At 57.0% G+C, this 23,249-nt stretch carries 20 protein-coding genes; 14 read left to right on the plus strand and 6 right to left on the minus strand.

The window, feature by feature from the left end:
* Positions 1 to 147 precede the first annotated feature (147 nt).
* From V5S80_RS09010 to V5S80_RS09035, 6 genes are all read left to right on the plus strand, one after another.
* Entirely contained in the window at positions 148 to 1,731 is a 1,584-nt protein-coding gene (locus tag V5S80_RS09010) for an FAD-binding oxidoreductase (protein WP_395170442.1), read from the plus strand.
* A gap of 20 nt (positions 1,732 to 1,751) precedes the next feature.
* Positions 1,752 to 2,696: a diacylglycerol kinase family protein gene (locus V5S80_RS09015; protein WP_395170443.1), complete on the plus strand. Its 945-nt coding sequence runs from the start codon at positions 1,752 to 1,754 to the stop codon at positions 2,694 to 2,696.
* Positions 2,697 to 2,780: 84 nt separating this feature from the next.
* Complete coding sequence (locus tag V5S80_RS09020) at positions 2,781 to 3,347, plus strand: TetR/AcrR family transcriptional regulator (RefSeq protein ID WP_395170444.1); 567 nt, start codon at positions 2,781 to 2,783, stop codon at positions 3,345 to 3,347.
* Complete coding sequence (locus tag V5S80_RS09025; protein ID WP_395170445.1) at positions 3,344 to 5,053, plus strand: glycerol-3-phosphate dehydrogenase/oxidase; 1,710 nt, start codon at positions 3,344 to 3,346, stop codon at positions 5,051 to 5,053. Before V5S80_RS09020 ends, V5S80_RS09025 begins: the two co-directional genes overlap by 4 nt.
* Complete coding sequence (locus V5S80_RS09030) at positions 5,050 to 5,361, plus strand: hypothetical protein (RefSeq protein ID WP_395170446.1); 312 nt, start codon at positions 5,050 to 5,052, stop codon at positions 5,359 to 5,361. The genes V5S80_RS09025 and V5S80_RS09030 overlap by 4 nt, the downstream gene beginning before the upstream one ends.
* A 61-nt stretch (positions 5,362 to 5,422) precedes the next feature.
* Positions 5,423 to 5,854: a DUF2871 domain-containing protein gene (locus V5S80_RS09035; protein WP_395170447.1), complete on the plus strand. Its 432-nt coding sequence runs from the start codon at positions 5,423 to 5,425 to the stop codon at positions 5,852 to 5,854.
* A 47-nt stretch (positions 5,855 to 5,901) separates the two neighbouring features.
* Here V5S80_RS09035 and V5S80_RS09040 read toward each other — a convergent pair whose 3' ends face one another.
* Positions 5,902 to 6,072 (minus strand): hypothetical protein, encoded by a 171-nt coding sequence (locus V5S80_RS09040; protein WP_395170448.1) that lies wholly within the window; start codon positions 6,070 to 6,072, stop codon positions 5,902 to 5,904.
* Between the two features lie 64 nt (positions 6,073 to 6,136).
* On the opposite strand from V5S80_RS09040, the gene V5S80_RS09045 reads away from it, so the two are divergent.
* The 4 genes from V5S80_RS09045 (at position 6,137) to V5S80_RS09060 (ending at position 11,552) form a co-directional block, all read left to right on the plus strand.
* Positions 6,137 to 7,762 carry an ABC transporter substrate-binding protein gene (locus tag V5S80_RS09045; protein ID WP_395170449.1) on the plus strand — a complete coding sequence of 542 codons (1,626 nt, stop codon included), beginning with the start codon at positions 6,137 to 6,139 and terminating at the stop codon, positions 7,760 to 7,762.
* 85 nt (positions 7,763 to 7,847) lie between these two features.
* Positions 7,848 to 8,774: an ABC transporter permease gene (locus tag V5S80_RS09050; protein WP_395170450.1), complete on the plus strand. Its 927-nt coding sequence runs from the start codon at positions 7,848 to 7,850 to the stop codon at positions 8,772 to 8,774.
* A gap of 97 nt (positions 8,775 to 8,871) precedes the next feature.
* Positions 8,872 to 9,795: an ABC transporter permease gene (locus V5S80_RS09055; protein ID WP_395170494.1), complete on the plus strand. Its 924-nt coding sequence runs from the start codon at positions 8,872 to 8,874 to the stop codon at positions 9,793 to 9,795.
* Positions 9,796 to 9,848: 53 nt separating this feature from the next.
* On the plus strand, positions 9,849 to 11,552 hold the full coding sequence (locus V5S80_RS09060) for a dipeptide ABC transporter ATP-binding protein (RefSeq protein WP_395170451.1): 1,704 nt from the start codon (positions 9,849 to 9,851) through the stop codon (positions 11,550 to 11,552).
* Between the two features lie 12 nt (positions 11,553 to 11,564).
* On the opposite strand, the gene V5S80_RS09065 is transcribed toward V5S80_RS09060, so the two are convergent.
* From V5S80_RS09065 to V5S80_RS09080, 4 genes are read right to left on the minus strand one after another with little or no spacing between them, the layout of a single operon-like run.
* Complete coding sequence (locus tag V5S80_RS09065; RefSeq protein WP_395170452.1) at positions 11,565 to 14,204, minus strand: ABC transporter permease; 2,640 nt, start codon at positions 14,202 to 14,204, stop codon at positions 11,565 to 11,567.
* A complete protein-coding gene (locus tag V5S80_RS09070; protein ID WP_395170453.1) occupies positions 14,201 to 14,983 on the minus strand; it encodes an ABC transporter ATP-binding protein in 783 nt (260 codons plus the stop codon). The genes V5S80_RS09065 and V5S80_RS09070 overlap by 4 nt, the downstream gene beginning before the upstream one ends.
* Before the next feature lie 48 nt (positions 14,984 to 15,031).
* The gene (locus V5S80_RS09075; RefSeq protein ID WP_395170454.1) at positions 15,032 to 17,224 is read right to left on the minus strand and encodes a hypothetical protein; all 2,193 of its coding nucleotides are present in this window, start codon (positions 17,222 to 17,224) and stop codon (positions 15,032 to 15,034) included.
* 21 nt (positions 17,225 to 17,245) lie between these two features.
* The gene (locus V5S80_RS09080) at positions 17,246 to 18,307 is read right to left on the minus strand and encodes a pseudouridine synthase (RefSeq protein WP_395170455.1); all 1,062 of its coding nucleotides are present in this window, start codon (positions 18,305 to 18,307) and stop codon (positions 17,246 to 17,248) included.
* A gap of 130 nt (positions 18,308 to 18,437) precedes the next feature.
* On the opposite strand from V5S80_RS09080, the gene V5S80_RS09085 reads away from it, so the two are divergent.
* From V5S80_RS09085 to yidC, 4 genes are all read left to right on the plus strand, one after another.
* Positions 18,438 to 19,514, plus strand: coding sequence for an LLM class flavin-dependent oxidoreductase (locus tag V5S80_RS09085; RefSeq protein ID WP_395170456.1), 1,077 nt, complete (start codon positions 18,438 to 18,440; stop codon positions 19,512 to 19,514).
* Positions 19,515 to 19,645: 131 nt separating this feature from the next.
* On the plus strand, positions 19,646 to 20,545 hold the full coding sequence (locus V5S80_RS09090) for a universal stress protein (RefSeq protein ID WP_395170457.1): 900 nt from the start codon (positions 19,646 to 19,648) through the stop codon (positions 20,543 to 20,545).
* Between the two features lie 132 nt (positions 20,546 to 20,677).
* Entirely contained in the window at positions 20,678 to 21,298 is a 621-nt protein-coding gene (locus tag V5S80_RS09095) for a TetR/AcrR family transcriptional regulator (RefSeq protein ID WP_395170458.1), read from the plus strand.
* 79 nt (positions 21,299 to 21,377) lie between these two features.
* A complete protein-coding gene (gene yidC, locus V5S80_RS09100) occupies positions 21,378 to 22,721 on the plus strand; it encodes a membrane protein insertase YidC (protein WP_395170459.1) in 1,344 nt (447 codons plus the stop codon).
* A 64-nt stretch (positions 22,722 to 22,785) separates the two neighbouring features.
* On the opposite strand, the gene V5S80_RS09105 is transcribed toward yidC, so the two are convergent.
* A complete protein-coding gene (locus V5S80_RS09105; RefSeq protein ID WP_395170460.1) occupies positions 22,786 to 23,154 on the minus strand; it encodes an Lsr2 family protein in 369 nt (122 codons plus the stop codon).
* Positions 23,155 to 23,249 lie beyond the last annotated feature (95 nt).

Genomic DNA, 23,249 nt, shown 5'->3' on the forward strand with positions numbered 1-23,249 from the left:
GTGTGTGGGTGCCCCGGGGGTGCGGGCGACACCACAGTTACACTTGTCGCGCAACTGTAAAACAGATAGCGTAGAACTATGTCGGAACACTCCAAAACACAACAACCCACAAACACGGACCCAGACTCTGCGCTTCCCCTCCCGCCAATGGCACACAACCTCTGGGGCACACCAGACGAAGCCAAACCACTCGGCTCCTCAATCACACGCATCATCCAAAAAGTACTAACACATCAAAAACCACAACCCAGCAAAACATCAGCAGAAATCACACTCACACCCGTCGCACTCAGCGACGACGACCTACACACCCTCGCCACCATCGTCGGCACAAACCACGTCACCACAGACAAAGAACAACGGCTCCGACGCGCACGAGGCAAGTCCTACCTCGACCTCGCCACCTACCGCACCGACCGCATCGTCAGCGCCCCCGACGCCGTCGTTGCCCCAGCAACCGAAGATGAAGTCCTCCAGATCCTCCAATGGGCCGACAAAGAATCCGTCGCCGTCGTCACCTTCGGCGGCGGCACCTCCGTCGTCGGTGGCCTCACCCCCGAGAACGGCCAACACCGCGCTGTCCTCTCCCTCGACGTCGCACGCTTCAACAAATTAGAAGATGTCGACCCCATATCCAAAGAAGCCACCTTCGGCGCAGGACTCTCCGGCCCCCACGCCGAACTCATGATCGCCAAACACGGTCTGCAAATCGGACACTACCCACAATCCTTCCCCTACGCCTCAATAGGAGGATACGCAGCCACACGCTCATCAGGACAAAGCTCAGCAGGCTACGGCCGCTTCGACGAAATGGTGCGATCACTCACTGTCGTCACACCACAAGGAATCATGAACGTCGGCCATAACGCCCCCATGAGCGCCGCAGGACCAGACCTCCGCCAACTCTTCCTCGGCTCCGAAGGAACACTAGGAATCATCACCCGCGTTCGACTCCGCCTCCACACTATTCCCGAACACAAAGAATACGAAGCATTCATGTTCCCAGACTTCGACGCCGCCGTCCGCGGACTCCGAGAAGTCACCCAACAACACACAGGCCCCACCGTCATCCGACTGTCAGATGAAATTGAAACAGCAGTCAACCTGACATCCTCACCAGACAAAATCGGTGAAGCAACACAACAAAAAGGCTGCCGATGCCTCACCATGTACGAAGGCACACCAGAACACACCGCCTCCCGCCACGAAGAAACACGCAACTTACTACTCAAACTCGGCGCCGTTTCACTCGGTGACGAACCCGTCCGACACTGGGAACAAGGACGCTTCGGAGCACCCGTCCTCCGCGACGCCCTCCTCGACGCCGGCCTCATCTGCGAAACACTCGAAACCGCCACCGACTGGTCCAACGTCAGCCACCTCAAAAAAACCACCACCGCAGCCATCGGACACGCTCTCGCGAAACACGGCACACCATCACTCATCATGTGCCACGTCTCTCACGTCTACGAATCAGGCTGCTCACTCTACTTCACAATCCTCGCCGGGCGCAGTGAGAACGACCCACTCGACGAATGGTGGGACGTCAAATCCGCTGTAAGCACAGCAATCGTCACCGCAGGTGGCACCATCACACACCACCACGCAGTCGGCACCGACCACAAGGACTACATGGCCGGCGACATTGGCGACAACAGCCTCAACCTGCTCAAAACAATCAAAAACGCCATTGACCCGTCAGGGATTTTGAACCCCGGAAAACTCATATAAAAACTCATAAGGACACCGCCATGGCCCACCCCTCACCCCCACCATCCCTGGAACTACCCCGAGCCAACCTCAAGAAAGTAGCGCTCCTCTCCAACACTATGTCGGGAAAAGGAGCCGCCACACAAGCCGCCCTGACCGCACGGAAAATCCTGCACTCCCACGGCATCGACGTCACCGACCTCACAGGACCAACCCCCGAGGACTCCCGCCACCTCGCGAAAACCGCACTCCACAACGATGCCTACGACGCCCTATTCATCTGCGGAGGCGACGGCCTCGTCAACCTCGTCCTCCAATCCGCCGTCGACGCCGACAAGCCAATAGGCATCATCCCCGGCGGAACCGGCAACGACCATGCCCGCGAACTAGGCATCCCCCTCCACGCAGCACGCGCCACCCGAGCCCTCATCTCAGGAGTAATCACCACATTCGACGCAGGCCTGATGTACACCGACGACGGGGACCAACGCTACTTCGGGACCATCGCATGCGCCGGATTCGACTCCCTGGTAACCCAGCGCACCAATGACATCTCCTGGCCCAAAGGACGGGCCCGCTATAACGTCGCCACCCTCATTGAATTCCTCCAATTCCACTCAGTCCCAGCACGCGTCACCCTCGACGACGACACCGTGATCGACCGCCACCTCACCATGCTCGAAATCGGAAACACAAAATCATACGGCGGCGGAATGTACATCACCCCATACGCTGACCCACACGACGGCGTCTTCGACCTCACCTTCGTCGGACAAATGAACCGCATGTGGGCCGCCACCAAGATGTTCCGAATGATGAATGGCGATCACGAAGGAATCAATGAAATCACCCACTATAGCGCCAAAAAAATACGCGTTGACATGCCAGGAATCCAAGCCTTCGCAGACGGAGAACCCTTCTTCAACTGCCCAGTGACCTGCGAGGTCGTCCCCAACGCAGTGAACTACATTGTTCCACGACCATAAACCCCGGACGACAATAAACAACCACAACACACCCCACCCACCACGAGAAAGAGAACTCACGCGTTGGCCCAAGAACATCGTTCGATGGACACCATCGACTCCGCCATCCTCGACGCCGCACGACAGATCATCCTCGAAGTCGGCCTGCGCAGTACAAAAATGGCCGCGGTCGCACGCAAAGCCGGAATCTCCCGACCGACACTCTACGCCCGATACGCGAACCTCGACCTCCTCAGCCGCGCAGTACTCACCAAAGAAATCGAATCCCTCCATGACGGTCTACCACTCGCCGTCTCCACCATCGACGACCTATGCGACCTCCTCGTCACCATCGCAGACCGCGCCCGTCAAACACCACTCCTACAATCACTATTACGAAACGACACAGATATCATCGCCGAATACCAATGGCGCCGCATGGGACGCAGCCAGACACAACTCATCAGCATCCTCGCAGAACAACTACGCGAACTCCGCCGACAAGGCGAACTCACAACACAAGAATCCTCCCAGACCATCGCAACATTTATCCAACATCTAATCCAAAGCTCAGTGCTGTCGTACCAAGCCCTAGAACCACACATTTCCGACGCAACCACGTGGGCACAAAACCTACGCGCCATGGTGAAAGGATATTTAACCCAACAATGACACACCCATCAGCGACCACAGCACACCACTCCGCACTCAACACCGCACAACGAACACGCGACCTCACCGCACTGCGTGAGGGAGCACCACTCGACCTTATCGTCATCGGCGGAGGAATCACCGGCGTCGGAGTAGCACTCGATGCCGTCACCCGCGGGCTAACAACAGCCCTCCTCGAACGCCGCGATATTGGCCACGGCACCTCACGCTTTTCCTCCAAACTTGCCCACGGCGGCCTGCGATACCTCACCAAAGGCGAAATAGGAATCGCACACCACTCCGCCGTCGAACGCGGAATTCTCATGGAACACACCGCCCCGCACCTCGTGAAAGCATTGCCACAACTCACCGCCCTAGGCCCCGATACAAACCTGATCCAAAAGGCAGCAATGCGCGCAGGTTTTATCGCAGGTGATCTCCTCCGAATCACCGCAGGGACAAAAGCCACCACACTGCCACGATCACGTTTTGCCACCGCACAAGAAACCAAAAAACTATGCCCCGAGGTCACACCACAAGGCCTATTAGGTTCATGGATAAACTATGACGGACAAATGGTCGACGACGCCCGCGTCGCACTCGCCGTCGCCCGAACCGCTGCCAGCCACGGCGCCCACATCCTCACACGGATCAACGTCACAGAAGCCAACGGCACAACAATCACCGCAACAGACGACCTCACCGGAGACCACTTAACCCTCACCGCACGCGCCGTCGTCTCCGCCACCGGTGTCTGGGCAGGCGAGTTAGCATCGGATATCTCCGTACGCCCCTCCCGTGGCACCCATCTGATTGTTCACGCCAAACGACTCGGCAACCCAACCGGAGCACTCACCGTCCCACTACCAGGCTCAATATCCCGATACTTATTCATCCTCCCCGCCCCACTCGGCCGATGCTACATCGGCCTCACCGACGAGGAACAACCCGGACCAATCCCCGACGTCCCCCCGACCCCCGAGGAAGACATCAACTTCCTCCTCGAGAACATCAACCGCATACTGAAAAACCCACTGACACACGACGACATCATCGGAGCCTTCACAGGCCTCCGCCCGCTCCTCGAATCAGGCGACCACACATCAACCGCCGACATGTCCCGGCGACACGCAGTTCTCACCGCGCCCAATGGGCTGATCTCCGTCGTCGGTGGAAAATTCACCGAATACCGCCTCATGGCAGAAGACACGGTGAACCACATCATCACCGAACGCCACCTCGCCGCTGGACCATGTGTGACACAACACACCCCACTCATCGGATCCCCAACACACCCGCACTACGCCGTGAACGCCGACCGACTCGACGACCTGCCCGACGGGCTGATCCACCGATTCGGTAACGAAGCGCCCAACGTCATCGACGCAGCCACCATTGAACGCCCCCGCGACACCATCACAGGAACCGATATTCTACGTGCAGAAATCGAATACGCCGTCACCCATGAGGGAGCACTCAGCGTCGACGACGTCCTCGACCGTCGAACACGAATCGGCCTCGTCGAAGACGACCGCGCCACGACCTACCACGAAGTCGCCACAATTGTCGAAACAGCCCTGGCCAACACCCACTCGATCACACCCCACGACCATGCCAACGCCACCAACACCGGGACCACCACCCATGAAAACCATGCCACTCACCACACAACAGTGAAGAATAAAAAAGGAAACAACAGAACCAACCACCAAGGAGAAGAACGATGAACCTGACCACCATCCGCACCAGACTCCGCCACGCAGCGACCGGCCTACTGGGAAAAGCAACCACCTATGCACAAACCAACCAGCCCGGACGAGTAGCCGCCGTCGTTGCCACTGGATTAGCCACATCAAGCAGCAAAAAATCCAGGACCAGCAAGAACGAACACCCAGATGAGCGGATCAGTGGGATCACAGCCGCAAACCAGGCAGCAGGCGTCCCCGACCACACGCATGAGGACATCCTGGGAACTGGACAACGAACCAACGGTGTCTACGCTGCAGCCGTCGCCGCTGGAATACCACGACACTAGGACACAAGAACACGCTCCGGACAACCAGACGCTAGGCAGCTGCGTTGCTACGCTGACACATATGAGGAAGCTTTACGTTGCTGCCACCGCATGGTTAGCTATCGGGCTGATCGCCGGCGTGTTCTACCGGGAATTCACCAGAGCCCACCATTTCGACGGTGAGACCCAACTATCCGTCGTTCATACTCATGCGCTCATTCTAGGCATGACAATGAACCTTCTATTTCTAATTTTCGTCCTTATACTCCGCATCGACAACCACCCACGATTCACCGCATTCTTCTGGATATACAACCTTGGAGCCGCATGGACCGTGAGCTTCCTGGCTATCCACGGCATCTACAACGTCCTCGGAAAAGACTTCCCGACAACACTCGCCATGTGTGCAGGAATGGGCCACATCATTATTACTGTCGGCTTCACCCTTTTCTTCGCCATCCTCAATAAACACGTCAAGCGGTGGCAACGACAGCACACCGATACATCGCAGTGAACGACTCACTCATATTCTTCGCGGGGGGGGGCGACGTTTCCGGGACGTTAAATTTCAGCTAAACCGTACGTCGACGCCTCACGGGCACGTAATCTAAAACGGTATTTGGCTAAAACCGAACTATACAGGGCTTTTGCCCAACATCCGACGTCGATAACGAAAACCGAATCGACCAACACATAGCCCTCGTATGGTTCGCTTCCCTCGACAATGCTCATTTTCAGGTGGACCAGCCCCACCCGAGACATGCAGCAACAGTCGCCCCGGTACAAGGAGTCCCACATGCGTCGACGTTCAGCGGCCACCATTCTGCCAGCACTGGTGTTATTGACAACCACTTTGGTCGCCTGTGGGGGAGGTGCGACACTCGACGGCGCAGGAGACCCACACATCATCAGAACCGCCGCCTCCGAACCCCAAAACGGCCTCATCCCCACCAACACCAATGAAAACAATGGTGGACAAGTCCTTGATCTTCTCTTCCGAGGCCTCGTGGACTTCGACGACACGGGCAAACCACACAACGTCGTCGCAGAATCCATCACCGCTAACCCGGAAAACACCGAATTCACAGTCCGGCTCAAAGACGGGTGGACGTTCACCGACGGAACCCCCGTCACCGCAGACTCCTTCATTGATGCATGGAACTACGGAGCCGCCGGACGGAACGCACAAAAACAACAAGACTTCTTCTCAAATATCAAAGGATTTGACGACGTCAAAGACCCCCACAGCAACGTCGAAAAAATGTCGGGACTACAAAAATTAAGCGATAAAGAATTCACCATTTCTTTATCCCAACCGAACTCTCAATTCCCCATTGCCGTCGGCGCGAAGGCATTCTCACCTCTTCCGCACGCATTCTTCGACGACCCCCAAAGATTCGGCGAACATCCCATCGGCAACGGCCCATACAAACTCGACGGCCCACACGCATGGACACACAACGGTTCCATCCGAACCATCAAAAACGACACATACGCAGGCGATGACAAAGCACAAAACAAAGGCGTCACCGTCAAACTCTATGAAAACCTGGACACCGCATACACCGATCTCCAAGCCCGAAACCTCGACATCATAGGCCTCACCATTCCACCATCAGCAATACAAACGTTCAAAAAGGACTTCCCCACCACCAATCTTGTCAAACCAACCGGAGGAAACGGAGGATTCGTCATCCCACAATGGCTCGACCATTTCGGTAATGATGACGAAGGACACCTACGCCGGCAAGCCATCTCTATGGCCATCAACCGACAACAAGTCGCCGACAAAATCATGAACGGCACCCGTATCCCCATGAAAGAGTTCACAGCCACCACCCTCGGCGACACTCCCGACGTGAAGGGAAATGAGGTCCTCAACTACAACCCCGAAAAAGCCAAAGAACTATGGAACAAAGCCAACAACATCACACCATGGAGCGGAAAATTTGAGATCGCCTACAACGGCGATGGCGGCCACCAAGAATGGGTCGAAGCTGTCACAAACAGCATCCACAACGTCCTCGGAATCGAAGCCACAGGAAAGTCCTACCCAAACTTCAAAGCCTTACGCAACGAAGTCGCCAACGGCACCATCCACACCGCCTACCGAAGCGGCTGGCAAGCCGACTACCCCTCCCAGGCGAACTTCCTCCAACCCCAATTCGCCACGAACGGATCCTCAAACGACGGAAAATACACCAACAAAGACTTTGACCGCCTCCTCGACGACGCATTAAAAGAACACGACCACCAAAAAGCACAGGACATCTACACACAGGCACAAGAAATCCTCATGCGAGACCTCCCCGAAATCCCACTGTTCTACTACACCGCATCCGTCGCATGGTCCACATCACTCTCAAACGTGAACTACAGCTGGAACGGAACCCCCACCTATACCGGGATCACCACACGCTAACACCCACGCGTGAAACCACACCGCTAGGCAACCCCACATCCGCACCACCACATGCGGATCACGCCACAACACACTAAGGACCCCCATGCTTTGGTACATCGGCAGACGACTCCTACAAATGGTGCCCGTCTTCCTCGGTGCAACATTCCTCATCTACGCCATGGTTTTCCTCACACCAGGCGACCCCATCGCAGCACTCGCAGGGGATAAACCACTGAGCCCCGACATAATTCACTCCATCCGCTCGCAATACCACCTCGACAAACCCTTCATTATTCAGTACCTCCTGTACCTGCAAGGAATCTTCACCGGCGACCTAGGCCAAACCTTCTCCGGCCAACGCGTCAGCACCGTGCTCGCACAAGCATTCCCCGTCACCGTCAGGCTCGCACTCATGGCCATCGTCATCGAAACCATCTTCGGCATCGGATTCGGCGTCCTCGCAGGCTTAAAAAAAGGAGGCCTCTTCGACTCCACCATCCTCGTCGTCTCCCTCGTCATCATCGCCGTCCCCATCTTCGTCATCGGATTCGTCGCCCAATTCCTCGTCGGCATCACATGGGGCATCGTGCCCGCCACCGTCGGAGCACAAGCAGGATTCACCAACCTCATCATGCCCGCCTTTGTCCTCGGCCTCGTCTCCTTCGCCTACGTTCTGCGGCTCACCCGCTCCGAAGTCGCCGACGCCCTCGGCCACGACTTCGTCCGCACCGCCTACGCCAGGGGAATGAAACACCGAACCGTCATCCTCCACCACGTCCTGCGCAACTCCATGATCCCAGTCGTCACCTTCATCGGCGCCGACCTCGCCGCCCTCATGGGAGGCGCCATCGTCACCGAAGGCATCTTCAACATCAACGGAGTCGGCGGCCTGGTCTACCACGCTGTCATGCTCGGGGAAGCACCCACGGTTGTCTCCGTTGTCACCGTCCTCGTCATCATCTTCGTGATCTCGAACCTCCTGATCGACCTCCTCTACGCCCTACTCGACCCGAGGATCCGCTATGCCTAACCCACTGCACACCTCCCATCACACGCCATCGACCCCCACACCAGAATCACCAGCGACCACACCACCGGCACCATCGACGACCCCGGCATCACCACGAATGACACGGTGGGTCGCCGACACAGCAATAGACGACCACCCCTCCCGCGACGATCTCCTCAACGATAAAAAACCACTGAGTACATGGGAACAAGCATGGCAACGATTACGCCACCGCCCACTGTTTTGGATCTCCACAGTCATCATCCTGACAATCCTCCTGATCACATTCTTCCCAGGACTCTTCACCTCCACCGACCCCAAGGCCGCAGACCTCAGCAAATCCCTGGAAGGCCCCGAACCATCCCACCCGTTCGGCTTCACGCGCCAAGGCTACGACGTCTACGCACGCACCCTGTACGGAGCACGAGCCTCCGTCATCACCGGGGTATGCGTCACCCTCGCCATCACCATCCTGGGCACACTAATCGGCGCGGTCGCCGGATACATCGGCGGATGGCTCGACGCGGTACTCTCCCGACTCACCGATATTTTCTTCGCCATCCCACTCATCCTCGCCGGCATCGTCCTCATGCAACTGTTCAGCGACCGCAACACCGCCACCGTCGTCCTCGTGCTCTCTGCATTCGGCTGGCCACAAATGGCACGCATCGTCCGGGGCGCCGTTATGACAGTAAAAAACAACGACTACATCACGGCCTCACACGCCCTCGGCTTGTCGCGAGGAAAAATTCTCCTGCGACACATCATCCCCAACTGCCTCGCACCAATCATCGTCATGGCCACCACCTCATTAGGAATCTACATTGTGGCAGAAGCAACACTGTCCTACCTGGGCATCGGCCTTCCACCACAGACGGTCTCCTGGGGCAACGACATCTCCACCGCACAGCACACACTCCGTGCAGCACCATCGACACTGTTCTACCCGGCCGGTGCCCTGGCCATCACCGTCCTCGGCTTCATCATGCTGGGTGACGCACTCAAAGATGCCCTCGACCCGAAGGAACGTACGGCCCCATGACATCGACACCTCACACCTCACCGCACAGCGACCACACGCGCCCACTAGTGCACATGCGTGACGTCGACATCGCCTTCGGAACGACGAAGAAACCTGCCCCCACAGTATTCGGCGTCAACCTGGATATTTACCCGGGAGAAACCGTCGCCATCGTTGGCGAATCCGGCTCAGGCAAATCGACCACCGCACACTCAATCATCGGCCTCCTCCCCGGCGGGGGCCATGTGACAGGCGGAACCATCATGTTCGATGGCCGCGACATCACACACGCCTCATCCAAGGAACTCACCGCACTTCGCGGAGCAGAAATTGGGCTCGTCCCCCAAGATCCAATGTCAAACCTCAACCCCGTATGGAAGGTCGGGTTCCAGGTCAAAGAAGCTCTGAAAGCCAACAACATCACCACTGGCTCCGCAGCACACCAACGAGCAATTGACCTCCTGTCGGAAGCAGGGCTACCCAACGCTGACACCCGCGTCAACCAATACCCACACGAGTACTCAGGCGGTATGCGGCAACGTGCCCTCATCGCCATCGGCCTGGCAGCCAAGCCCAAACTCCTCATCGCCGACGAGCCAACCTCCGCACTCGATGTCACGGTGCAACAGCAAATCCTGGATCACCTCGATTCACTGACACGCGAGATGGGAACGGCGGTCATGCTGATCACGCATGATCTAGGTTTAGCCGCGGAACGTGCGGACCGGATTATCGTGATGAACCAGGGTCGAGTGGTGGAATCCGGCCCCGCGTTGGAGATTCTTCAAGATCCATGGCACCCCTACACGGAAAAACTGGTGGCAGCTGCACCGTCGCTGCGTGCCCGACGGCACGATGTCATTGAGCAGCGGCACAAGGGCGCGCAGGCCGCCGACGACACGGCCCTCACGCGCACGTCTCATTCCCACGAATCACGCGACACCAGTAGCCACACCAGTCATGATGAGAACGACCACATCATTGAGGTACGCGACCTAGGCAAAGACTTTCCGATCCCAGGCGGCCCACCGTGGAAGAAGACAAACATGTTCACGGCCGCAACAGATGTAAATTTCTATATCCGCCGCGGAACGACAACTGCACTCGTGGGAGAATCCGGTTCAGGCAAGTCAACCGTAGCGAATATGGTGCTCGGCCTCGTGAAGCCTACCCGGGGCACAGTGACCTTCAATGGTCACAACGTGACCAGTCTCACAAGGAAGCAGGAACTCGCTTTTCGACGTCGCGTACAGCCAATCTTCCAAAATCCGTACGGATCAATCGACCCCATGTATTCGGTGTACCACACCATCGCCGAACCGCTGAAAATCCACAAGATTGGCGACCGCGCCAGCCGTGAGAAAAAAGTGCGTGAACTGCTCGACCGTGTCGCCATGCCGGCAGCCATGATGCACAGGTATCCGGCGGAATTGTCAGGTGGCCAACGTCAGCGGGTGGCGATTGCCCGCGCGTTAGCAGTGGAACCGGAGGTCGTCGTCTGTGATGAAGCAGTATCGGCCTTGGATGTCTTGGTGCAATCCCAAATTGTGAACCTGCTCAACGACCTCCAGGCAGAGATGGGACTGAGCTACCTTTTCATCACACATGACCTTGCGGTAGTGAAACAGATTGCCGACGACGTCCTCGTCATGAATCAGGGCCATGTGGTGGAACGCGGGACGACGGACGACCTGTTCGACAACCCCCGCGAGGAGTACACGCGGCGCCTCATTGATTCCATCCCTGGCGGGAAGCTCGAACTGAGCAGCGCAATGTGACCCCTCGCGATTTTAGTCGTCGATGGCCTCAAGAGGGCTGATTCGTGACGCGCGGATGCTCGGCCATGCTGCAGCGATGATGCCGACCACCGCGGAGGCACCGAGCATCGCAATGATTTGTCCCCACGGGATAACGATATTCGTGATTCCCTGGGTTCTCATTGCGTTCATGAACATCCACCCAATGTAGAGCCCGATCCCCACCCCGATTAGTGCACCGTACAGGGAAAGGTGGATGCTCTCGAGGGTGATCAGTCGTCGGACTTGGGCGCGCACCATCCCGACCGCGCGGAGCATGCCGATTTCGCGGCGCCGCTCCGTGACACTGAGTGCCAATGTGTTAATAATCCCCAAAATTGCGATGACCACTGAGAGCGCCAGCAGCCCGTAGAGGATAGACAACAGTTGGTTGATAAGTTGCGCTTGTTGCCCCTTGAACTCGTCGCGCGTTTGTACCTGAACAATGACGTAGCGCTTGATCTTGTCCCTGATCCGTGCCTGCGTGGTAGCAACGTTAACCGAGGGGTCAGTGCGGATCGCGGTCATGAGGCTTCGCCACGTGTACTTACTCGGACTGACTTTTTCGACGTCACGCTGTGACACCAGTGCTGTGGGAAAGAGTTTGCTGTCCATGACCCCGATCACCGTTGATGTGGTGTGGGCATGGGCGGGTGCTCCCCCGTGGACACTCGTGCTGGGGTCCACGTTGGGGTTGTCGAGGGTGTCGATATCGATGGAGCTACCTATGTGGAGGTTGTGCTTTTTCGCATACTTCGTGTTGATGATGGTCCCACCTCGTGACAGATCCTCACTTCCGGCACGCATCTTGAGGTCGATGTGGCCGTGGGGATTGTTAGGGGTGAAGATGAGGTATCCACGGTTGGTGTCATCGCCACGTAGGGTGGCGTTGGCGAGAGTATAGAACGGTGCGATGCCGGTGACACCGGGGACAGATGCGATGTCGTGGTTCACCCCGCTAGGGAGGGAGAATGTGCTGCCCGTGGTGGCGCCGGGTGGCGTTGCGACGAGTTCTGAGGTGAGTTCGTTGTCCACGAGGTCCGACACGGTACTTTTCATCGATGCGCCGATCATACCGACGGAGCTCACAAGGGCGAGGCCAAGTGTCAGTGCGAAAGCCGTTGTCGCTGTTCGTCGAGGATTTCGAGATGCGTTGGTGGCAGCGAGAGTGCCGATAGCGCGCCACGGGATTCCGAGAATACGGCCGATCCCGCCGACAAGCGGGAGGGAGAGCGCCGCGGAGACTGCGAGTGTGCCAATGATGATGGCCACAGCTCCACCACCGATGAGGATCATCCGGGGGCGGATGGGAAGAGATGTGGTGTAACCACCCCACCAGGCGAGGCCGGCCCCGATGAGGAGGATGGCGAGGCCGGTGAGTGTTCGCCCGCGCAGGGGGGCAGATCGCCCAGTGGAATTCATGGTTTCCACGGGGTGTGTGGAGCCCGCACGCCAGGCAGGGGTCCACGCGCTTAGGAGTGTGACAACAATGCCGATGATCAGTGGCCACACAATGGACGGCCACGTCACTGGTATAGAGGCATCGGGCATGCTGAGGCCGGCATGACCCAAACCGGTCAGGAGGAGGCGGACAAGCCCAAACCCCGCGGCAATGCCAATGACTGATCCAATGACACCAATAATGGCTGCTTCGACGAGTACTGAGCGTGTGATGTGCCCACGCGACGCCCCGAGCGAGCGTAACAGCGCAAACTCGCGCTGTCGCTGCGCCACAATCATTGAGAATGTGTTCGCAATGATGAATGTGCCGACGATCACGCCGATTGCGCCGAATGCGAGGAGGAAATAGTTGATGAAGGTCAACTGGTCCGAGATGGAGGACGTCATAGCTGTGGAGGCGTCGGCACCGGTCTGGACGGTTGCGCCGGGTACGGCGTGGGAGATGGCGTCGATAGCCTGATGGGTGTCCGCGCCGGGGTTGAGTGCCACGTTGTAGGAGCTGATGGAATGTCCGGCGAGGGTGCGGAATTCATTGGGTATCATGCCGACGCCGGCCCATCCGCCGAAGTCGGTTGCGGTGGTGTAGAGCCCAACGACGGTGACGGTGGTTCGGGTGGCAGGGGTGGCGATGATGAGGTGATCGCCGATGGAGATGTGGTTTTTCTTGGCTGCGCTGCTGTTGAGTGTGACGTCGCCGGGGTGGGTGGGGTGGTGTCCGCTGGTGAGGGACCATGCGGTGTTGGCTTGGTTGGCGGCATCGTAGGAGGGGAGGATGTGGGCGTTGGCGCCGCCGGTGTCGATCATGGTGCCGTCGTCGTGGGCGACGGCGACGTTCATGTCGCTCATTTCGTTGACGGCGCGGACGCCGGGTACGCGGGTGATGGTATCGCGTTGGTGTGAGAAGTCGCTGGAGTGTCCTGGTGTGACGGCGATGTCGACACCGTCGTACATGGTGGTGACGATCTGTGTGAAGGATCTGTTGAGCGTTGCGGTGAAGATGAATGATCCGGAGACGAATGCTGTTCCGAGGACCACAGCTAGGACGGTGAGGGCGAGTCGGATTTTATGGGCGCGGAGGTTCCGTGAGGAGATGGTCCACATGGGGTGGCGGTGTGTGCGCATGGTGGTCGTGGCGGGTTCTCCTGTTGTTACGGTGGGGATGGGTGTGTTCATGAGGGTTGGTTGGTGGTGTTGATGTTGGCCATGGTGGTGAGGATGGTTTCTGTGGTGGGGGCGGTGAGGTCATCGACGATGTGGCCGTCGGCGAGGACGATGACGCGGTCGGCGTAGGAGGCTGCTCGGGGGTCGTGGGTGACGATGACGACGGTGTGGTTGTAGTCGTCGACGACGGAGCGGAGGATACCGAGGACTTCGGTGGAGGAGTTGGAGTCGAGGTTGCCGGTGGGTTCGTCGCCGAAGATGATGTCGGGGCGGCCGATTAGGGCACGTGCGCAGGCGACGCGTTGTTGTTGTCCGCCGGAGAGTTCAGAGGGTCGGTGGGTGAGGCGGGAGGTGAGGCCGAATGCGGTGACGATGTGGGTGAACCATTCTTTATCGACGCGGCGACCGCCGATATCCATGGGGAGTGTGATGTTTTCTGAGGCGGTGAGTGTGGGGACCAGGTTGAAGGATTGGAAGACGAATCCGATGCGGTCGCGTCGGAGGCGGGTGAGTTGCTTGTCGTTGAGGGTAGACAGGTCGGTGTCGCCGATGAAGGTGGAGCCGTCACTGAGGGAGTCGAGTCCGGCCATGCAGTGCATGAGTGTGGATTTTCCTGAGCCGGAGGGGCCCATGATGGCGGTGAATTCTCCCGTGCGGAATTCGACGGAGATGTGGTCTAAGGCGGTGACGCGAGTGTCGCCGGAGCCGTAGTGTTTGGAAATGCCACGTGCATAGGCGATAGGGGCGGTGGTGGAGGGGGTGGATGATGATGGTGTGGGGAGTGAAGTCATGGTTTGCCTAAGTGGTGAGGTGGGTTGGTGGGGTTTTGTGTGTGGTTGTTAGAGGTGGTGTGTTCGAGGGATGGTGTAGCCGGGGCGGAGTGAGCGGGGTAGGTGTGTATCGCTGTCGAGTTTGGTTGTGTGTTCCCACTGGATGGTTCTGGGGGGACTATTTTTTATCGTTGGGGTATAGGAACCTGGCTTCGATGAGAAGGTCAGTGAGGTGCCTTTGGTGACGGCAAAGGTGATGTTCCTCAAAAAGCGTGAGAATGACATTGGTGAGCGATATGTCTCGAACAATGAGACGAAGTCAGGGTTTTGAAGTGCTGTGCGTGCGGAATGAATGTGTTTTTCGTTTTCCCAGAATGGGCTGTCGGTGAGGGGCATGGCGGTGTCGGCGAGTTGCCAGTATGAGGGCAGTGATTTGTCGTGGCCGATGCGCCCGTTGGGTATGCGATGTTGGCGGGCGGCGAGGGGGTTGGCGAGTCCTACTGGATCAACGATGCGGACGTCAAGAGGTGCGTTCATGCTGGTCATTCCAAGGTTGAGGAATGAGACTGTCATGGGGGAGTTGTTGAGCCCGCTTGCTGTGCGGAGGGTGTTGTCTGCGTGGTGGGTGGTGGTGTCTGCACGAGATGATGGTGTGCCAAGGCGTGCCAATGTGTTTTTCTCGTCAGGGGTGGCGGCGAGAGGGATGGGGGTCCATACTCCGCGGATGTCTTTGTATGGGGTGGTCATGATTGAGGCGAAGGGATGAACCTGGGTTGGGGTGGATGGTGTGTGCCTGGTGTGGTTGTCGATCTTTGGGGTGAGGCCTTTCAGTGAGGGAATGTAATTGATCATGCTGGGAGCTGCCAAGAAGTCTTCAGCCTTTGTGAGGGGATTATGGGAGGAGTGGCCTGTCACGCCGGTCCAAAATTCGCGCTCGTCGACGATGCTGAGTCCTTTGACATCGGCGAGGGTCGTTGGTGGGGTGTAGGGGTGTCCGGTGCCGAGGCGGATTATTCCCCAGGTGAGGATGCCAGCACATCCGGCGACGGTGATGAGCGTGGGAACCAGTGATGAGTGGTCAGCATCGTCGAGATATTGTCGGGGGGTGCCCCAATCCGACGGGCGTGTGGTCGAGGTGTGTGTTCGGCGGCGGGTGGGGGAGAAGGCAGTGTAGTGGATGGGTACCACGCCAATGGGCATGAGGAATGCGAATAGGGGAAGAAGCCACATTCTCCCATGCATAAAGTCGCCCCCGATTTTGACGACATAGAGAGTGTGAACAATGGCGCAGATCATCATGACGGTGGCAGGAAGGGGAAGCCCCCGCCGTTCCACGTGGAACACTGCGATGGCGATGATGATGGCAACGGGGAGGATCAGCCACAGCCAATAGGGGCTGGTGAAGTCCAGGACATAGTGCCACCCTTGGTCCCAGTTGGAATCAGAGGCTGATTTTGCGACAGCGGTGTTGGGGACGAGGAGACCGTAATAGCCCGCCCGGAACACTTCGTAGATCATGGGGAGAGGAAGGGCGCAGGCAAGGAGTGTCCATCGGCGATGAACGATGAGAAGGATAAGGAGGGTGGCAGCTCCGTAGAGTGCAAGTTCTGGGCGGACGAGCCAGCTCAACCCAGCCCAGATTGCGAGGGCATAGCCAGATCGGGGGACGTTTCGGTGTGGCAGGGGCAAGGAATCCTGGCGTTGAGGGTTGTTGTGTGTCATGTGCCAGAACACCAACAATGTCCACAGGAGCGCGATCCACAAGAGTGAGAGTCCCCATTCCAGGCCAGAGGTAGTGAAGTCACGGGCGGGAGGGAGACATATATATAACAGGAGTCCGCAGGGAACGATGATGGTGCGTCGAGCACGATGGAGTGCCACTGATCCCAGTGCGGCGATCATCGCCGCGAGGACCGACATCACCAGCCCAGTGTAGATTGCGATGCTTTCAAGTCGTGCTGATGAGAGTGAGGCGATTCCATAAATGATGTATTGCCACAGTACGGAGGTATTGACCTCTACACGTTCGCCGGCGTTGAATACGGGGCCATTGTCAGCCAGAAGATTGCGGACGGTACGCAGGACGATAAGGCCGTCGTCGCTGATCCATCGGCGCTGCCACCCGCCAATGCCGAAAAATAATGCAATGGTGACAATGCTTAGCCACGAGGAGACCGCAGGGAGTGCGGAACCTGTGTCCGCACCGGAGCGTATGCCAGTGACGCTACCGAATCGAAACTGCTTAGGATCCCTTGTGGCCATGTCAGGATAGTAACACTTGCTTCACATCGTGCTGGGCCAAATCCTGCCGCTACCCGTGAGGTGAAGTATGTGCGTGAGATCTGGTGCGGTGACAGTAATCGGACGCTGGAGTATGGGATCAATCCAGGTCAACTCGGTAGAACGTAGACATAGTGGTTGGTGCCAGGCTTCATTAATGCGTCGCTGGGTGTCGATAGCCTCTGGAAGTATTCGCGGATATACCTGATCGCCGACAATTGGCACTCTGAGAGAATTGAGGCAGAGGCGCAGTTGATGTGTTTTTCCAGACAGAGGATGCAGAGTATAGAGAGCGTGTGGCCCCTGGCCTAAGGGTTCACCACACCAGCCGTCGAAACGTTGACGAAGGGCATACTCTTCGTCCTTCGTTAATCTGCGTATTGATGAGATGACGGTCTCAGCATTGGGTTCCCCCTCCTCCAATCGTGCCTGAATGTGTCCGTGTGTTTTCCCCATCCTCTGGCGTATATGGAGTTGGCCTGCCTGTGCACATGTATCGGCAAGATCACGGCGAAAAGGGGCAATAGCTTGGTATGTTTTTTGTACCTCGCGACGGGCGAACATGGTTTGATACGACGCTCGGTAGCGACGGTCCGTGGTAAAGAGTAAAAGGCCGGACGTTGGCCGATCGAGACGGTGCGCGGGAACCATGTCGTTGTTGCCGGTGGCACGTCGAAGACGAACAGTGGCGGTTTGTGTGATGTGTCGTCCCCGGGGCATCGTTGCCAGAAAGGGGGGCTTGTCTACGACAAGGAGGCCCGGTGACGAGTACACCGGGGTGCACTGTCCGGGAACTCGTGTTTCTTCAGCAGGGATGCGATAGAACCAGATTTCGTCATGAGGGTGAAGAATGTCGCAGGGGGTGAGAATCCGGCCACGCCCGTCACGGACGAGCCCATGGGCAAAGCGTTCGGCGCGGGCAGCGTCAGTATCGGAGGGGTGGCGGTGGCGCTGAGAGGAAATAAGGTGCTCGAGGAACTCGTCGGCGCTGATGGGCGATGCGTCTGCTGGTAAACGGGCATGTGATGGGTTGAGGCCATCACGAATTCCAAGTGCACGAACCATGCACATCAGCATAAACGGCTAGTCGACAGTGCAAGAACATGAGGACCTTGACTAGTCGACGCGTACCGTGGATACACGTATATGGTGGTGAGCCCACGAACAACACTGTAAGTCAAAGGAAGAAATAGCGATGGTACACCCTGGCAATGAGATGATCGACCAATCGGATGTGGATCTCAGCACGATCGAACTTGGGCTTCTTGACCTCGTCCCTCTTACTGACGCTATGACGGTGCGCGATGCTCTCCAGGCGACAATCCGTTCAGCTCAGGCGGCGGAGCGTTCTGGGTATGACCGTTTTTGGTTGGCTGAGCATCACAATTCACAGGCGTTAGCGTCGTCTGCGACGGCGATCATGATTGGGCAGGTGGCGTCGACAACGCATTCGATGCGTGTGGGGGCCGGGGGGATTATGTTGCCCAATCATGCCCCATTGCATGTGGCGGAGGAATTTGGGACGTTGGATGCTTTGTATCCGTGCCGGATTGAGTTGGGGCTCGGACGTGCGCCGGGAACGGATCCGTTGACGGCGCAGGCGTTGCGTCGAGGGAAGTCTGATGTTCCTGATTTCGAGTCTGATCTGGAGGAACTGCGCCAGTATATGGGGCCGACACCGCGCCAGGTCAGCGCCTATCCGGGCGTGCGGAGCAATGTGCCGTTTTACATGTTGGGCTCATCTGAGGATGGCGCGATGATTGCTGCGCGGGCGGGACTTCCATTCGTGTTTGCCAGTCATTTTGCTCCGTTCCGGATGTCGACGGCGCTTGAGACGTATCGTCAGAATTTCGTGGCAGGGGCCTATGGTGAGACCACGGGCAGTGGTGTCTCTGGGGCGTCATTATATAAACCGCATGTAACGGTGGGGGTTAACGTGATGGTTGCGGAGACGGAAGAGAAAGCTCGCCATCTTTTCACGACGCATGAGCAGGCGTTTTATGGAATTGTGACTGGATCTCGTGGGATGTTTACGCCGCCGTGCGATGAGCGTGTGGGCAATGCGATGGTGTGGCAGCAGGTGGATGCGGCATTGCAAGTTAAGGCTGTGGGGACGCCGGATCAGGTGAGGGAGAAAATCAGTCGTATTGTTCGGGCGACGGGGGCGGATGGTGTGATGGCGTCTGTTTATGCCTACGAGATGGATGATCGGTTGAGGGCAATTGAGATGTTGGGTGACGCAATGAGGTCTGCCTCGTCCGCGAGAAACTAGTACGTCATTGTGGGGGTGACGTTGTGCATATCGGGGCTATACCGCCATGATCTATGGGGGTATCGTGGGAGGTGAGCAACATGATGTGCGAGCACTAACGCTCGCATGAGTGGCCTCGAAAGAGAGATGTCATGGTCAAGCAGAACGTTATTGTTGTTGCCGTTGATGGCTCCGCTGCGTCGCAGATAGCGACACGGTGGGCTGCGCACACCGCGGTGAAGCGGGGTGAACCTATTCGCCTGGTCAGCACCTATTCTATGCCTCAGTTTTTGTACGCAGAGGGTATGGTTCCACCCCAGGAACTCTATGATGATCTTGAGGCAGAAGCCATGGAGAAAATTGAGGCCTCACGGACGATCATCTCTGAAGTTGATGATTCGGTTGAGGTTAGCTACCAGGTGGAAGAGGGGAATCCTATCGATCTGCTGCTTGATATTTCTCCGACTGTCACGATGATCGTGATGGGTTCTCGTGGTTTGGGGGGCCTGTCGGGCATGGTGTTGGGGTCGGTGTCGGCTGCTGTGGTGAGCCATGCACAATGCCCGGTGGTTGTGGTTCGTGAGGATTCAGCGGTCTCGTCGGCGACGAAGCATGGCCCTGTCGTTGTGGGTGTTGATGATGCGGGTGTTGCCGACGCAGCGATTGAGATGGCTTTTGCTGAAGCTCGCGCCCGGTCGGCACCGTTGCGTGCAGTTCATACGTGGATTGACATGCAAGTTCAGGCTTCCCTTGCGGGGTTGAATGCAGCGTATAAGCAGTGGGAGGATATTGAAGACGATCAGCGGCGTCTGCTTGCTGAACACATCGGTGGATACAGGGAAAAGTACCCTGACGTGGAGGTTGAGGAAATCGTTACACGTGACCGTCCTGTTCGGGCACTTGGCGATGCTGCTGAAGATGCGCAGCTGCTTGTGGTTGGTTCTCACGGTCGTGGTGGATTCCGTGGCATGTTGTTGGGCTCGACATCACGTGCTCTCCTGCACGAGGCTCCGTGTCCCTTGATGGTTGTGCGTCCCGAAAGCACAGTCTAGGCCTGGTGTCGTGTGGCTATATAAACACTCTAAGTAGTAAGTTGGTCGGATGGTGGTTGTTGATGCCATTGGGCTGGAGAACCCGGCTGTAAATCCCAGTAGACCCCTGTAGGCAAGGAGAGTGACGGCGACGTGCCAGCTGCAAAAACAACGACTCGTCGTCGCCGTGATCGACCTAGCCCTCGTCAGCGATTGTTGACGGCAGCGACTCGGTTGTTTACGACCGAGGGTATTCGTGTGATCGGTATTGACCGTATTCTCCGGGAAGCTGATGTTGCTAAGGCAAGTTTATATTCTCTCTTTGGGTCGAAAGATAACTTGGTGATCGCCTGTGTGGAACAGCTTGATCAGGAGTGGCGAGCCCGGTGGCATGAACTTGCAGATCAACGTGAGAAGCCGCAGGATAAGATTTTGGCTTTTTTTGACGTGTGTATTAATGAGGAACCGGGGAAGAACTATCGAGGGTCTCATTTTCAGAATGCGGCAAGTGAATATCCGCGGCCAGAGAATGATGGTGAACGGGGAATCCGTCAGGCAGCATTGGAACACCGACGGTGGCGTCGTGACACGATGGCTGAACTTCTTACGAAGAAATATGGCTATGCATCTCGGACGATTGCTGAACAAATCATGGTGTTCTTGGATGGTGGTTTAGCTGGGGCAAAGATGAGCCATGATGTTGTTCCGCTTCAGATTGCCCGGGAATTGGCGCGGCAGTTGTTGTCAGCGCCCCCCGGCAACTATGTCATCTAGCAATGATGTTGGTTCTCTCACACTATTCTCTCGTGGTGGTGCACTAGTCTGATCGTGGCGCAGCTTTGAGAGGTGTTGCATGTTCTACAGTGTTTTTGCCTATCCTGTCTCGGGCGTGATCAAACTGTGGCATGTGCTCCTAATCTCATTGGGTGTCGATCCGGTTTCGTCGTGGATCGTATCGTTGCTTTTACTGGTGATGACGGTCCGCCTCATTTTGCTTCCCTGTGCCTATGCGCAATATAAATCGACGCGGATTCATGTGAATTTGCGCCCAGTTATTTATCGCATACGGAAAGAATATGAGGATAGGCCTGGTCGTGCGGCGCGGAAAGAACGCATTGCTCGTGAGAACCAAGCGCGGAAGGCTGCTGGGTTTCGGGTGAGCGCGGGGTGTCTCCCGATCCTCATTCAGTTATCATTTTTCATAGGTTTGTATCGTGTGTTGATACATATGGCCCGCCCCATGGGGAATGATGATTCTGTTCGACATCAGCCGATTGGGTTTTTGACCAGCGCTGATGTGAGCCAGTTTCTTGAGGCGAAGGCGTGGGGGGTGCCTCTGCCAGCATATGCCGCGCTGTCGTCGCACCGTTTGAATGAGATGGGGACGGATAAATCAACGATCTACGCTGTAGTCATACCACTCGTGCTTATCGCGTCGATCGTCACGATGATAAATGTGACGTATTCGATATTTCGGAGTCACCGCCAGCTTGAGCATGAGAATGTTATCGCTGTCAGGATGCACAAAGTTATGGTTCCGGTGTCGCTGGCTGCTAGTGCAAGCCCCTTGGTGTTTGGGCTCATTGGTCCAGTGCCAGTGGCTATATTGTTCTATTGGGTGGGGAATAATTTATGGACGATGAGCCAAAATATTCTTCTCTATCGAACACTTGATAAAAAATATCCGTACACCCCGGAATTTGTGGAACATTATGAGCTCACCAAGGCTGCGCATGATGAAGACACACGGATGAAGAAAGAGAAAAAACGTGCTCTGGTGAGAAATGCGTGGCGGCGTCGGGCGGTGGGGATTGCCCATCCATGGCACATCCCGCGTTTATGGGTGGAGGGGCACCATGAGAAAGCGGTCTATAGGCAGCAGATGAGGCAGCGGAAACTTGAGAAGAAGCAGAAAAGGCTAGCCAAGAGAGCCGCGGATCGAGCAGCCGATAAACATGCGGCGGCACACTCGGCGGCGAGAACTATGGTGACTGACCAGGGCGGTCGTCATGCTCTGAAAGAAAATGTGGCGGCGCCCATGAGGTCACAGCCACAAGAAATCATTGACACACAGACTCGCGCTGCAATCGTGCCACAACGGGTAGCGCATACGATGGCAAAACCAGTGGAGCTTCGTGGCCCCTTATGCCCTGACTGGATGCCTGCTGAGCGCATTCATAAAAACTGCGATGAATAGCGCGGCATGCGCCATTCATCGCAGGAGGGCTTACGTTACGTAGACGGCGGGCATTGATTCCGGTTTAGGAATCCTTGTTTACAGGATGTGCGCGATCGTAGGCCTCGATGATGTCTTTCTTAATCTGGCCACGGGGGGCAACATTGTAGCCATTGTCGTTGGCCCATTTCCGGATTGCGCGGTTACGAGCCTTCGTTGCCTCTGACGACACGTTGTTGCGGTATGAGGAGCGTCGGCGACCACGGCCGCTTTCCTTTGTTGCCGAGGAAATGAAGGGCTCTAACACCTCGTGGAATTTACGGGCGTTGCCTTCGGACACCTCCAGCATGTACGCCGTGCCGTCAACGGTGAAGTGGATTTCTGTCGCATCGGACTCGGTAAGTTCGGTGCCGTCAAGGTCATCAAAAATTTGCGGAACGTATCGACGTGCCATTGTGATCTCCTCTTGTCAATGTTTTTCTAATGGTGAGAGAATCAGCCCGCTGAACCTTATGGTTGTAACCATATGTTGATAACACCATCTGCTAC

Origin of the sequence: Corynebacterium sp. PCR 32 (genome assembly GCF_037464985.1) — a bacterium.
In the GTDB taxonomy this organism is placed as follows: domain Bacteria; phylum Actinomycetota; class Actinomycetes; order Mycobacteriales; family Mycobacteriaceae; genus Corynebacterium; species Corynebacterium kroppenstedtii_D.

Excerpts from the sequence above, each read along its gene's own strand:
- V5S80_RS09070 (WP_395170453.1), bottom strand. The coding sequence starts at position 14,983 with ATGACTTCACTCCCCACACCATCATCATCCACCCCCTCCACCACCGCC.
- V5S80_RS09015 (WP_395170443.1), top strand. The coding sequence starts at position 1,752 with ATGGCCCACCCCTCACCCCCACCATCCCTGGAACTACCCCGAGCCAAC.
- yidC (WP_395170459.1), top strand. The coding sequence starts at position 21,378 with ATGTTCTACAGTGTTTTTGCCTATCCTGTCTCGGGCGTGATCAAACTG.
- V5S80_RS09060 (WP_395170451.1), top strand. The coding sequence starts at position 9,849 with ATGCGTGACGTCGACATCGCCTTCGGAACGACGAAGAAACCTGCCCCC.
- V5S80_RS09085 (WP_395170456.1), top strand. The coding sequence starts at position 18,438 with ATGGTACACCCTGGCAATGAGATGATCGACCAATCGGATGTGGATCTC.
- V5S80_RS09105 (WP_395170460.1), bottom strand. The coding sequence starts at position 23,154 with ATGGCACGTCGATACGTTCCGCAAATTTTTGATGACCTTGACGGCACC.
- V5S80_RS09025 (WP_395170445.1), top strand. The coding sequence starts at position 3,344 with ATGACACACCCATCAGCGACCACAGCACACCACTCCGCACTCAACACC.
- V5S80_RS09080 (WP_395170455.1), bottom strand. The coding sequence starts at position 18,307 with ATGGTTCGTGCACTTGGAATTCGTGATGGCCTCAACCCATCACATGCC.
- V5S80_RS09010 (WP_395170442.1), top strand. The coding sequence starts at position 148 with ATGGCACACAACCTCTGGGGCACACCAGACGAAGCCAAACCACTCGGC.
- V5S80_RS09075 (WP_395170454.1), bottom strand. The coding sequence starts at position 17,224 with ATGGCCACAAGGGATCCTAAGCAGTTTCGATTCGGTAGCGTCACTGGC.
- V5S80_RS09045 (WP_395170449.1), top strand. The coding sequence starts at position 6,137 with ATGCGTCGACGTTCAGCGGCCACCATTCTGCCAGCACTGGTGTTATTG.
- V5S80_RS09035 (WP_395170447.1), top strand. The coding sequence starts at position 5,423 with ATGAGGAAGCTTTACGTTGCTGCCACCGCATGGTTAGCTATCGGGCTG.
- V5S80_RS09020 (WP_395170444.1), top strand. The coding sequence starts at position 2,781 with ATGGACACCATCGACTCCGCCATCCTCGACGCCGCACGACAGATCATC.
- V5S80_RS09030 (WP_395170446.1), top strand. The coding sequence starts at position 5,050 with ATGAACCTGACCACCATCCGCACCAGACTCCGCCACGCAGCGACCGGC.
- V5S80_RS09055 (WP_395170494.1), top strand. The coding sequence starts at position 8,872 with ATGACACGGTGGGTCGCCGACACAGCAATAGACGACCACCCCTCCCGC.
- V5S80_RS09090 (WP_395170457.1), top strand. The coding sequence starts at position 19,646 with ATGGTCAAGCAGAACGTTATTGTTGTTGCCGTTGATGGCTCCGCTGCG.
- V5S80_RS09050 (WP_395170450.1), top strand. The coding sequence starts at position 7,848 with ATGCTTTGGTACATCGGCAGACGACTCCTACAAATGGTGCCCGTCTTC.
- V5S80_RS09065 (WP_395170452.1), bottom strand. The coding sequence starts at position 14,204 with ATGAACACACCCATCCCCACCGTAACAACAGGAGAACCCGCCACGACC.
- V5S80_RS09040 (WP_395170448.1), bottom strand. The coding sequence starts at position 6,072 with ATGAGCATTGTCGAGGGAAGCGAACCATACGAGGGCTATGTGTTGGTC.